Below are 13218 nucleotides of genomic sequence, written 5' to 3' on the forward strand. Positions count from 1 at the left end.
AGTGCTTATTCAGCACTATTATTAATATCTTCAGGAGTTTCTAATGTAATTTTTCCTAGCTTACCCTTTCTAAAATCGTCCAAAACTATATTGGCAATTCTAGTATAATCAATTATACCTCCTGCACTTATACAACCTCTATTTCGACCTATATCTTCCATAATCTCTAATGCTTCTTTATTTAAATTATCCAGATTATATCTTTCTTTTAAATTATTTGGATATTTTTCTAATAAAGTTTTTATAAGTTCCAAACACAATTCATCTATGTCTAATATTTCATCTCTTATAGAACCAGTAAATGCCAAATTTAATCCTACTTTTTCATCATCAAATTTAGGCCATAATATACCGGGAGTATCAAAGAGTTCTATATCTTTTCTTATTCTTATCCACTGTTTTCCCCTTGTAACACCGGGTTTATTTCCCGTCTTTGCAGATTTTTTACCTACTAATTTATTTATCAAAGATGATTTTCCAACATTAGGAATTCCAACTATCATTACTCTTATAGGTCTAAGCTTACGACCTTTTTTCTTTAAGATTTCTATTTTATCTTTAGCAGCATTTTTTATGGCATTTAATAAATTATTCATTCCTTCTCCACTTAATGCATTAAAAGGTATTGCATTAATTCCTAATTTTGAATAATAATCTAACCATTTTTTTAATATTTTAGGGTCAGATAAATCATATTTATTCAATACAACTATTTTAGGCTTATTACTTATGATTTTATCGATTTCTGGATTTTTACTGCTGATTGGAATTCTTGCATCATACAGCTCAATAACTACATCAACTAATTTTAAATTATTTTTTATCAGTTCTTTAGTTTTTTTCATATGTCCGGGATACCAATTAATATTCATAATATATCACCACTTTACTAAAAATAAAATTTAAAAATCAAAGAATAATAAAGGGACTGTCACTCAACAGTCCCCGCATATTTTTTATATTAACCCATAATTTTTTCTTTAACTTTAGCAGCTTTTCCAACTCTATGTCTTAAGTAATTTAACTTAGCTCTTCTTACTTTACCTCTTCTAACAACTTCTATTTTTTCTATTTTTGGTGAATGTACTGGAATAGTCTTTTCAACACCTACTCCATATGAAATCTTTCTAACTGTAAAAGTTTCTCTTATACCACCATTTTGTCTTTTAAGTACAACACCTTCAAAAACCTGAATTCTTTCTCTTTTACCTTCTTTAACTTTTAAATGAACTCTTACAGTATCTCCTACATTAAATTCAGGTAAATCATTTCTTAACTGTTCTTGTTCTAAAGCTTTGATTATTTCCATATTTCTTACCTCCCTCCATCATAGACGTTCATGTTAAACATATTAACAGAGGACCGCCCGTAGTGCCACAAGTAATTATATCATAGAGCAATTTATATTACAATACCTTAATTTAAAATTTAGTTAATTATTATTCATTAATATTTCATTAATAATGTTTTTAAACTTTTCTCGTTCCTTCTGAGTAAATTTATTATTTTTTAAAAATTTTTCTATTAAATCAGGTCTTCTTTTTATAGTTAATTCAATTGACTTTTTCAATCTCCATTCTTCTATAAGTTTATGATTACCTGATAGAAGAACTTTAGGAACTTTCATTCCATTATAATCAGCTGGTCTAGTATAATGGGGATATTCCAAAAGCCCCGAATAAAAACTTTCATCTTTAAAAGAATTTTCATTATTTAATACGCCCGGTATTAACCTTGCTACAGTATCTATAACTACCATTGTAGGAAGTTCTCCACCAGTTAAAACATAATCTCCTATAGATATTTCATCTGTAACCCAATAATCAATAATTCTCTGATCAATACCTTCATAATGTCCACAAATAAAAATTAAATTTTCTTCTTTAGATAAGGATAGTGCCATTTCTTGATTGAACGTTTTTCCCTTTGGAGTCAAATATATTATTTTATACTTTTTCTTTTCTTTAGTTATAGATTTTAATGCATCAAAAATAGGCTGGTTCATAAGAACCATACCAGAACCTCCACCGTATGGATAATCGTCTACTCTCTTATGTTTATCTGATGAATATTCTCTAAAATTTATTACATTTAATTTTATAATCCCATTTTTAATTGCTCTTCCAATTATACTCTGATTTAAAACATTAGTAAACATTTCCGGAAAGAGCGTTAGTATATCTATTTTCATTCTAACATACCCTCTATCAAATGAACTATAATACTTTTATTTTTAATGTCAATTTTTTTAATAAATTCCTCAACAGCTGGAATCATTACTTTCTTAGTTTTTTCTCTATCTTCTTCATCTAATCTTTCTACAACATAAATATCTTGAGCAGTATTTTGTATTACATCTATTAATTTGCCTATTAAATTATTATCTTCATCATACACATTACAGCCTACTAAATCAAAAATATAATAAGTATCTTCAGGTAGCTTTCTAAGCTGACTTTCATCTATATATATATATTTATTTTTATACTTTTCTACGTCATTTATATTATTTAATCCTTTAAATTTAATTATTGCCAATTCTTTTTTATATCTTACATTTTCAATTTCAAATTTATCATCTATACCTTCTATATAAATATATTCTAATTCTTCATAACGCTCCTTATAGTCTGTAAGTGGATATATTCTGACATCTCCTTTTATCCCCTGAGTATTTACTATTTTACCAATTACTATCTTTTTCCCCACTCTATCACCCTCTCTAATATTTAATGTTTAAAATATAAAAGGATTAGGAGTCCCTAATCCTTTTATACCTATTGAATTATTTCAACAACAACTCTTTTATTTTCTCTTGTAGCAGCGGCTTTAACTACAGTTCTAATTGCTTTTGCAATTCTGCCCTGCTTACCAATAACTTTGCCCATATCTTCTGGGGCAACTTTTAACTCTACTATTACTGATTGAGTTCCTTCAATTTCATTTACCTGTACTTCTTCGGGATGATCAACTAAAGCTTGTGCTATTATCTTTACCAATTCTCCCATTTTAATAAACACCCCCTAGAAGCTAATTATGCCTTTTTAGCTTCTTCAAACTTTTCTAAAATACCATGTTTTTTGAATAAATCTTTTATAGTATCAGTAGGCTGAGCACCATTTTTCAGCCACTTAATAGCCTTTTCAGCATCTATTTTAACTTCAACAGGTTCAGAAACAGGATTATAATAACCTATTTCCTCAATAAATCTACCATCTCTTGGTGAACGTGAGTCTGCAACTACTATTCTGTAAAAAGGCTTCTTTTTAGCTCCCATTCTTCTTAATCTGATTTTTACTGCCACTTGATTCACCTCCTTTAAATACATAAAATATATAAAAATTTATCTAAAAGAACGGTATTTTAAATCTCCCGCCCTTTTTTAACCCTTTTTCCATATCAGAAAATTGCTTCATCATTTTCTTCGTCTGTTCAAACTGCTTTAACAATTTATTTACTTCTTGAACGCTAGTTCCACTTCCTTTAGCAATTCTCTTTCTTCGACTAGCTTTTATTATTGAAGGATTTCTTCTTTCTTCAGGCGTCATTGACTGAATTATAGCTTCAATCCTTACAAGTTCTTTATCATCTATTTGTAAATTTTTAAGCTGTTTATTACTTACTCCTGGAAGCATTTCAATCAATTGACTAAGCGGTCCCATATTCTTCATCTGTTCAAGCTGTTCTAAAAAATCTTCCAAATTAAATTCTTGAGTTCTAATTTTTTTCTCTAAATTTTTTAATTTCTTTTCATCTAAACTAGCTTGAGCTTTTTCTATTAGACTGAGAATATCTCCCATTCCAAGTATCCTAGATGCCATACGATCTGGATAAAATGGTTCTAAATCGCTAAGTTTTTCACCTACACCAATATATTTTATAGGCTTATCAGTAACAGCTCTAACAGATAATGCTGCCCCACCTCGTGTATCTCCATCCAACTTCGTAAGTATAACTCCATCTATTCCAAGCTGCGAATTAAAAGTTTCTGCAACATTAACTGCATCTTGACCTGTCATAGCGTCAACAACTAATAGTATCTCATGAGGATTTACTTCAGATTTAATATTTTTTAATTCATCCATTAATTTTTCATCTATATGAAGTCTTCCTGCAGTATCTATTATAACCACATCATTGCCATATTTTTTTGCATGTTCTATACCTGCTTTTGCAATGTTTACTGGATTAACTTTATCTCCCATAGAAAAAACAGGTATATCGAGTTTTTCTCCAACTACATGAAGCTGTTTTATAGCTGCTGGTCTGTAAACATCACAGGCTACTAATAGAGGTCTTTTGCCCATCTTTTTAAGCAATCCACCTAACTTACCTCCAGTAGTAGTTTTACCAGCACCTTGAAGTCCAACTAACATGATTATAGTAGGAGGTTTTGACGCAAAATTTATTTTGCTTTGAGTAGTTCCCATCAAATTAGTTAATTCTTCATTTACAATTTTTATAACTTGCTGTCCCGGAGTAAGACTCTCCAATACTTCATGTCCTATCGAACGCTGTGTGATTTTATTGATAAAATTTTTAACAACTTTGTAGTTTACATCAGCCTCAAGCAATGCAAGTTTAACTTCACGCATTGCAGCTTTAACATCTTTTTCAGATAACTTCCCTTTCCCTTTAAGTTTTTTAAAAGTATTTTGAAGCTTTTCGGCAAGCCCTTCAAAAATCATTTTTTTACCTCCCAAAGAGTTCTTCTATGAACTCTCCTCCAATATTTCTAAAGTCATTTTCTTTAAATCATTTATCTTCTCTAAAACATAATTTCTATCGAAATTTTTATCTATATCTTCAATCAGATAATCTATATTTACTAAAAGCTCATTAATTTTACATCTTGTCTTTAAAAATTTATTTAAAAGTCCTAACTTTCCTTCATATTCTTCTAATAGCTTTTCCGTTCTCTTTAAAGTATCATATACAGCTTGTCTGCTTATCCCCAGATTTTCAGAAATTTCTCCCAAAGACAAGTCATGTATATAATACAACTTTAAAATTTCCTGTTGCTTTCTTGTCAATAACTGTCCATAAAATATAAATAAATTTCCCAATCTAATTTTCTTTTCAATCATTATTTACACTTCCCAAGCACCTGTAAAGGTTTTAAACTTTACAGATGTATTTTATACTACTATTTTATTATTGTCAATAGTATTTATTAATTTTCACTTAATAATGCTTCAATAAATTCTTCTGGTTCAAAAGGTTGTAAATCCTCTTTACCTTCTCCAATACCTATAAGTTTTACAGGAACATCCAATTCTGACGTAATACCTAAAATAACTCCTCCTTTTGCAGTACCATCAAGTTTTGTTAGTACAATCCCCGTTATATTTGCAGCTTCTTTAAAAGTCTTAGCTTGTTGTATAGCGTTTTGACCTGTTGTAGCATCTAAAACTAATAAAACTTCTCTTTTGGCTTCGGGATACTCCCTATCTATTATTTTAAATATTTTTGACAATTCATTCATTAAATTCTTCTTATTATGAAGTCTACCAGCTGTATCGCATATTAACACATCTATTTTTCTCGCTTTAGCAGCTTGTATTGCATCAAAAACTACTGCTCCCGGGTCAGAACCTTCACTCTGATGAACTACATTAACTCCTATTCTTTCGCCCCAAACTTTAAGCTGGTCTATTGCAGCAGCTCTAAAAGTATCCCCTGCAGCAAGCAAAACTTTTTTTCCTTGACTTTTTAAATTATATGCTATTTTGCCAATAGAAGTAGTCTTTCCAACTCCATTTACACCTATTACAAGAATAATAGCTGGAGATGGAGAAATATTCAAACTACTGTCTTTAGATGTAGTAAGAAATTCTATCATTACTTCCTTCAATACTTCTTTTACTTCACTAGTTTCTGAAATTTTTCTGTCATTTATTTTTTCTCTTAATTTATCCATTATTTTAAGTGTAGTATCCATACCTACATCTGACATAATAAGTATTTCTTCCAATTCTTCTAAAAATTCTTCATCTATTTTTTTATATGATTTCAATAAAGTATCTATCTTTTCAGTAATTCCCTGTCTAGTCTTTAATAATCCCTTCTTCAATCTACTGAAAAAAGATAGTTTGTTATTTTCTTTTTGAGATTCTTCATTTGCATCTTCTACATCTTCTGTATGTTCAACTGTTTTATCTAGTGCTACTTCTTCTTTTATATTTTCTTTTTCATATACAGGAGTATTATCAGTATCTACATTTGAATTTTCTAATATTTCCTCTTGCTCTTCCAAAATAATATCATTTTCAACAATATTATCTTCTGTTAAATTATTATTTTCTTTTGAATCATTATTTTTTATAAATTTTTTCAAAAATTTCTTTAACATATTTTTATACCTCCATTTAACTTGCTTTTTCAGTTAATTTTACAGAAACTACTTTAGAAACACCATATTCTTGCATAGTTACACCGTATAAATAATCTATTATTTCCATAGTTCCCTTTCTATGAGTTATAATTATAAACTGAGAATTTTTAGAAAACTCCTTTAAAAAGTCAGCAAATCTATATATATTAGCATCATCTAAAGCAGCTTCTATTTCATCTAATATACAAAATGGCGTTGGTTTTGTCTTTAATATGGAAAATAAGAGAGCTATAGCTGTTAGTGCCTTTTCTCCACCAGATAACAAATTTAAATTTTGCAATTTTTTACCCGGTGGCTGAGCAATTATTTCTATATTGCTTTCTAAAACATTGGATTTATCTTCCAAAATCAATTTAGCCCTTCCGCCATTAAACAACTTATTGAAAATAATGCTAAAACTTTCATTTATTTTATTAAAACTATCTAAAAACTGTTTATTCATAGTACTTTCTAACTCTACTATGACTTTATTTAAAGATTCTTTTGCTTTTATAAGGTCTTCTTTTTGATTTTTTAAAAAATCGTACCTTTCTATCAATTCTTCATATTCTTTAATAGAATTAATATTTACTTGACCGAGTCCTTTAATTTCACCTTTTATATACTTTATCTTTTCTAATATATCAGAATAGTCCTCAATTTCTTTCTTGTATTTAATAGCATCAGTCAAACTCAATTCATATTTTTCCCAAATTTTTTTTACAATTGAATCTCTTTGTAATTCAAACCTAGTCTTTCTTACCTCTATTTTATGCAGACTTTCTTTTAGTTCATTGATAGCCTTATTTATAGATTTTATTTCATCAACTAAAATTTTATTTTCCTTTAATAAATCAGTTTTTTCACTGTCATATTTATTGATATTATACTCTAATTGCTTAAATAAAACATTATTATCATTAATTAACAACTCTATCTCTTTGAGCTTAGCAGAATAATCTTTTTTACTTTTTTCTAAACAAGTAAGTTCTTCTTTTCTACTTAACTTATCATCATCACAAGTCTTAATAGAATTATTTATTCTGTTAATTTCAGCAATAATATTTTCCTTCTTTTCATTTAAAGAAGCTAAAGTAACTTTTAAAGTAGTAATTTTTTCTTTAACATTTTCTAAGTCTCTATGACTTTTAGATATACATTCTAATTTTTTATTTATATCATTTTGCAATTTTAAATTTTGTTTTTCTAAGACTTCTATATTATGCCTTTTTTTCTCAATTGACATCTCTATATCTTTTAAATCACTACTTAATTCATCGTATTCACTTTTTAAATTTGATTTGTTTGATTTGATATTATTTAATTCATTTTTTAAATAAGTATATGAATTTTCTTTTTTAAATAATAACATCTTTAATCTTTCAATTTCTTCATGATTTAAATTTATTTTTTTCTCTAACTTTTCTAATTCAATTTTATAAGTACTTATTTTTTCACTATAAGAATTTATTGTATTTGACAATTTTTCAATTTCATCATTTAAATCTTCTATTTTTCTCTTTCGAATAAATACATTTATTCCCTTTGCTTTATAACTTCCACCCGTAATAGTTCCACTAGGATTGATAACATCTCCATCAACTGTTACTATTTTATATGTTTTTATAATTTTAGATATTTCTATTGCAGTATCAATATTATCTACTATAATAACTTTTCCCAATAAATACTCAAACAATCTTTCATATTTCTTATCAAAATTTATAAGCTCATTAGCTCTACCTATTACACCCGATAATTTTTTAAAATTTAAAACTTTATCACCTTTATTGTTTTTTATATAAATATTTGATAAAGGAAGAAAAGTAACTCTACCAATACTATTTTCTTTTAAATATTTTATTACACGTTTTGCTTCTTCCTGTTTATTACAAACAATATACTGCATTGAATATCCAAGTGCAACTTCCATTGCAATTTCTAATCCTCTTGGAATAGTCATGAGTTCTGCTACAACGCCATGGATTCCATTCCCTATATTGCTTTTTTTACATATTTCCAATGTCTTTTTTACACTGCTATTAAAACCTTCATAAGATTTGTCCATCTCTTCAAGTAATTTTTTTTCAGATATACACTTATTTAAACTATTTTTTTTCTCTTCAAAAGATACTAATAAATTATTGTACTTATTCAAAAGCTCATCTCTTCTATTTTGAAAATCATTTTTTTTATCCTGTTTTTGAAGTATAGATTTATTTATATTTTTTAATTCTTCATCTAATGTTTGTATATCAAAATTTAAAGAATCTTCTCTTTCCTTTAATTCCCTATTATCTTCCTGTATTTTTCTAATTCTCTTTAAAATACTTTCCTTAATAGAACTCATACTGCTTATTTCACTTTTAGTAGAAGAAATTTTATTCAATATTTCTATAACTTCACTCTTTAAATTTTCAATAAACAGCTCATCTTCATTTAAAGATGAAGTAGAAGATTTATATTTTTCTGTTTCAAGTTTCAAATTTTCCGTACTTTCTCTTATATTTTTTTCTAAATTTTCTCTTTCATTTAATAAATTTTCTAGCTGCTTATTTAATACATTTTTTTGCAACTCTAGCTCATTTATTTCTTTAGAAATCCTTATAACATTGTTTTCTGTATTTTGAATTTTTTCATTGTATAAAATTTTATCGCCTTCTAATTTTTTTATTGTGCTGGATATTTCAAAATAATTACTCTTCATCTTTTTTATTTCATTTTCTATATTGTCTATCATCAGCTGTATTTTTTCTTGTTTTTCTATAAGATTTTTTCTATTTTTTAAATAATTATTTAATTGATTTTCAACTATATTTAATTGTTTTTGTTCAGCCTTTAATTTGTTTTCTGTTTGTTCTATTTCATTCAAAAATAAGTTAAGCTCTAAATCCTTAAGTTTTTCACTTAATTCTAAATACTTTTTTGCTTTCTCACTTTGCTGTTTTAAAGGTTTTACCCTAGACTCTAATTCTCCAATAATGTCATTTATTCTCACTATATTTTGGTATGTATTCTCAAGTTTTTTTTCAGCTTCAGCTTTTCTCGCTTTATATTTTACAATTCCTGCAGCTTCTTCAAATATTTGTCTTCTATCTTCTGTCTTACTGCTTAGTATGCTGTCTATTTGCCCTTGTCCAATAAGAGAATAACCATCTATTCCTATACCTGTATCCATCAATAATTCCTTTATATCTTTTAATCTGCAAGGTGTTTTATTTATTAAATATTCACTTTCTCCAGAGCGATAAATCCTTCTAGTTATCGTTACCTCTGAATAATCTATAGGAAGTAACTTATCACTATTATCAAAAGATAATGATACCTCAGCCATTCCTAAAGGTCTTCTATGGCTTGTACCATTAAATATTACATCTTCCATTTTACTGCCTCTTAATGTCTTTGCACTTTGTTCTCCCAAAACCCATCTTACCGCATCTATAATATTGCTTTTGCCGCTTCCATTTGGTCCCACTATTCCAGTTATACCTTTTTTAAAATCAATTTCTATTTTATCTGCAAAGGATTTAAATCCGTAAATTTCAAGTTTTTTAAGGTACAATTCCTACACCTCTTTTTAAATCTGTTATGTCATATAATTTTCACATTTTAAACTATTGTATCTATGTATAAATGCACTCTAACATTTTATCATAATTTACTTAATAATATCAAAATTTATCAGTATTACTGAAATTTTATAGTAAATGTATCATTGTTGTTTAAACTTAACTTTATAATATCTTTTAAAATAGAATTATCTTCTTTTATTTTTATAGAACCAATGTTGAATTTTTCTTTAATATAATTAATATTCTCTTTTTTATTTCCTACTACAAAAGATATATTCTTTGAATTCACTATAAATATTAATTCTCGTACTTTTTTTTCATATTTGGATAATACATCAACAATTTTATCTCTAATTAATGAAGATATAACTAATTGTCTAAAAGAAGGATGAAATGGTCCTGCTACAACATCTTTTCCTTCCATAATATTATCAGTTGGCTGAAGTCCCATTCTTATTACTTTTATATTATTTTTACTAAATATTTTATATAATTCTTTACATATTTCAACTGCTTCATTTAAAGTAAGAGGATTATATATTCCTTTAAGATACATCTTTTCAAGATTAGTACCTTTTATTACTAAAGTAGGATAAATTCTAACAAAATTTGGATTACATGAAACAATTCTATTTGCAGTTTTAACAGATTTTTGAATATTATCACCCGGTAGACCTATCATCATCTGCAAGCCAAGTTTAAAATCAAATTTTTTTATAAGCTTTGAAGCGGCTATTACATCTTCAGCAGAATGTCCTCTAAAACTCTGCTTTAAAACATCATTATCTAAAGACTGAACACCTAATTCAATTATCGAAACATTAAATTTCTTTAGATTTTCAAGTATTTTTTCATCAATATAATCCGGTCTGGTAGAAAGTCTTATATCTTTTATTACTCCTCTTTTATACCATTTATCTGCAGCACTTAGAAGCTCCCTTTGTTTTTCAATATTTATTCCAGTAAAACTGCCACCAAAAAACGCTACTTCAATATGTTTATCATAGGAAACACCAATAGTTCTTATATGATTTTCTATAATATTTTCAACATCTCTATATGATATTGTCGTATCTACTCCAGTAATTTTTCTCTGATTGCAAAATACACAATCAAAAGGACATCCTTCATGCGGTACAAATATCGGAATAATATAATGTTTTTTACTCAATGTCCAACACACCTTTTAGAGCCATTTTAGCTGCACTTTGTTCTGATTCTTTTTTACTTTTTCCGCTACCATAACCTATTATTTCATCATTCTTTTTAACTTGCGTATAAAAAATTTTATTATGATCAGGTCCTTTTTCTTTAACTACTTCATAAGTAATTTTAATATTATTTTCATTTTGAAGTATTTCTTGAAGTTTTGTCTTATAATCTATAAATATTTTCCCATTTACAGCATCTTCTATTACTTTAGACATTTGTTTCAATACAAAATCTCTTGCCTTTTCGAGCCCCCCATCTAAATATATAGCTCCTATCACAGCTTCAAAAGCATCTGCTAAAATAGATGTTCTATCTTTTCCACCTGTACTTTTTTCCCCTTTTCCAAGTAGTAAAAAATCTCCTAATTTAATATCTCTAGCACAATCTGATAAAGTAGGTTCACAAACTATTTTTGCTCTTGTTTTAGTTAAATCCCCTTCAGGCAAATTAGGATATTTTCTAAACAAATAATCACTAATTATAATACTAAGTACTGCATCACCAAGAAATTCAAGCCTTTCATTATATTTATAATTCTTTTTCTTTTTTTCATTTGCATATGAACTATGTGTCAATGCTTCTAATAACAGCTCTTTATCTTTAAAAGTATAATTTATAACTGTTTCAAATTTTAAAATATCAATATTATTATCCACAATCAATCCTCCTAACGAAAAGACTTTTGGGATACATTTTACAAAAGAGCAAAAAATATTCCAAATGCCTTTTTAAAGTCTATTTATATTCTATACTTTTTTAAAAAGAAATAAAAGAAAAAAATAAAAGTAAGCCATTAAACAGGCTCACTTTTATTTTGTATACTTTTTAAATATTAAAGTTGCATTATGCCCACCAAATCCTAATGAATTAGATAATGCATAATTAACAGTTCTTTCTATTCCCTTATTAGGTACATAATCTAAATCTAATTCTGGGTCTGGATTTGTTAAATTAATTGTTGGCGGAATAAAACTATTTTCTATAGCCAACAAACAAGCTATAGCTTCTATTGAACCTGCAGCACCCAACAAATGACCTGTCATTGATTTAGTAGAACTTACAGATAGCTCATAAGCATGTTTCTCAAAGACACTTTTTATAGCCATTGTTTCAAATTTATCATTATATGGAGTAGATGTTCCATGAGCATTTATATAATCAATATCTTCTGGATTTATTTCTGCATCTTCTAGAGCTAAACGCATTGCTCTTGCAGCCCCTTCTCCTTCAGGTGCAGGTGCTGTTATATGATAAGCATCAGCAGACATTCCAAATCCAACTACTTCTCCATATATTCTTGCACCACGATTTAATGCATGTTCTAATTCTTCCATTATTATTATACCTGAACCTTCTCCCATTACAAAACCATCTCTTTCTCTATCGAAAGGTCTACTTGCAGTTTTAGGGTCATCATTTCTTGTTGATAATGCCTTCATACTACAAAAACCTGCCATAGCTAAAGGTGTTATTGCTGCTTCAGCACCACCAGCTATCATTATATCCGCATCGCCTCTTTGAATTATTTTAAATGCATCTCCAATAGCATGAGTTGATGATGCACAAGCTGTAACAATTGTAGCATTTGGTCCTTTAGCTCCAAAATGCATTGATATGTAACCTGCTCCAATGTTTGAAATCATCATTGGAACAAAAAATGGGCTAACTCTTCGTGGTCCTTTTTTTAATAATTTTTGATGTTCTTTTTCAAGAGTTTCTATTCCTCCAACTCCAGAACCTAATACAACACCAAATCTATCTCTATTTATTTTATCTAAATCAATTTTAGAATCTTCAACAGCCATTTTAGATGCTGCAATAGCAAATTGAGTAAATCTATCCATTCTTTTAGCTTCTTTTTTATCTATATAATCATGTGGGTCAAAATCTTTTACTTCTGCGGCAATTTGTGCTGATAATTCAGAAGCATCAAATCTCGTTATTTTATCTACTCCATTTACACCATTTTTTAGAGATTCCCAATAATTTTCTTTTCCATTTCCAATTGGTGAAATTACACCAATTCCTGTAACAACTACTCTTTTTCTACTCAATTTAATT

At 27.8% G+C, this 13218-nt stretch carries 13 protein-coding genes; all 13 read right to left on the bottom strand.

Annotated features, from left to right (window positions below; genetic code table 11):
- Positions 1-5: 5 nt before the first annotated feature.
- The 13 genes from ylqF to fabF all read right to left on the bottom strand — a co-directional run bounded on the left by ylqF (position 6) and on the right by fabF (position 13211).
- A complete protein-coding gene (gene ylqF / locus BUA90_RS00865; RefSeq protein ID WP_072965496.1) occupies positions 6-872 on the bottom strand; it encodes a ribosome biogenesis GTPase YlqF in 867 nt (288 codons plus the stop codon).
- A gap of 89 nt (positions 873-961) precedes the next feature.
- Complete coding sequence (gene rplS, locus BUA90_RS00870) at positions 962-1309, bottom strand: 50S ribosomal protein L19 (RefSeq protein WP_072965497.1); 348 nt, start codon at positions 1307-1309, stop codon at positions 962-964.
- Positions 1310-1432: 123 nt separating this feature from the next.
- A complete protein-coding gene (gene trmD, locus BUA90_RS00875) occupies positions 1433-2191 on the bottom strand; it encodes a tRNA (guanosine(37)-N1)-methyltransferase TrmD (RefSeq protein WP_072965498.1) in 759 nt (252 codons plus the stop codon).
- Positions 2188-2709: a ribosome maturation factor RimM gene (gene rimM / locus BUA90_RS00880; RefSeq protein ID WP_072965499.1), complete on the bottom strand. Its 522-nt coding sequence runs from the start codon at positions 2707-2709 to the stop codon at positions 2188-2190. The genes trmD and rimM overlap by 4 nt, the downstream gene beginning before the upstream one ends.
- A gap of 68 nt (positions 2710-2777) precedes the next feature.
- Positions 2778-3008 (bottom strand): KH domain-containing protein, encoded by a 231-nt coding sequence (locus BUA90_RS00885; protein WP_072965500.1) that lies wholly within the window; start codon positions 3006-3008, stop codon positions 2778-2780.
- Between the two features lie 26 nt (positions 3009-3034).
- The gene (gene rpsP, locus BUA90_RS00890; RefSeq protein ID WP_072965501.1) at positions 3035-3304 is read right to left on the bottom strand and encodes a 30S ribosomal protein S16; all 270 of its coding nucleotides are present in this window, start codon (positions 3302-3304) and stop codon (positions 3035-3037) included.
- 43 nt (positions 3305-3347) lie between these two features.
- A complete protein-coding gene (gene ffh / locus BUA90_RS00895) occupies positions 3348-4688 on the bottom strand; it encodes a signal recognition particle protein (protein WP_072965502.1) in 1341 nt (446 codons plus the stop codon).
- 24 nt (positions 4689-4712) lie between these two features.
- Positions 4713-5087, bottom strand: coding sequence for a YlxM family DNA-binding protein (gene ylxM, locus BUA90_RS00900; protein WP_072965503.1), 375 nt, complete (start codon positions 5085-5087; stop codon positions 4713-4715).
- 86 nt (positions 5088-5173) lie between these two features.
- Positions 5174-6352 carry a signal recognition particle-docking protein FtsY gene (gene ftsY, locus BUA90_RS00905; RefSeq protein WP_072965504.1) on the bottom strand — a complete coding sequence of 393 codons (1179 nt, stop codon included), beginning with the start codon at positions 6350-6352 and terminating at the stop codon, positions 5174-5176.
- A gap of 16 nt (positions 6353-6368) precedes the next feature.
- The gene (gene smc, locus BUA90_RS00910) at positions 6369-9935 is read right to left on the bottom strand and encodes a chromosome segregation protein SMC (RefSeq protein WP_072965505.1); all 3567 of its coding nucleotides are present in this window, start codon (positions 9933-9935) and stop codon (positions 6369-6371) included.
- Positions 9936-10060: 125 nt separating this feature from the next.
- On the bottom strand, positions 10061-11116 hold the full coding sequence (locus BUA90_RS00915) for an elongator complex protein 3 (protein WP_072965506.1): 1056 nt from the start codon (positions 11114-11116) through the stop codon (positions 10061-10063).
- Positions 11109-11813 carry a ribonuclease III gene (gene rnc, locus BUA90_RS00920; RefSeq protein ID WP_330390619.1) on the bottom strand — a complete coding sequence of 235 codons (705 nt, stop codon included), beginning with the start codon at positions 11811-11813 and terminating at the stop codon, positions 11109-11111. The genes BUA90_RS00915 and rnc overlap by 8 nt, the downstream gene beginning before the upstream one ends.
- Before the next feature lie 153 nt (positions 11814-11966).
- Entirely contained in the window at positions 11967-13211 is a 1245-nt protein-coding gene (gene fabF, locus BUA90_RS00925) for a beta-ketoacyl-ACP synthase II (RefSeq protein ID WP_072965508.1), read from the bottom strand.
- Between the last annotated feature and the right edge of the window lie 7 nt (positions 13212-13218).

Origin of the sequence: Caminicella sporogenes DSM 14501 (assembly GCF_900142285.1) — a bacterium.
Taxonomy (GTDB): Bacteria; Bacillota; Clostridia; order Peptostreptococcales; family Caminicellaceae; genus Caminicella; species Caminicella sporogenes.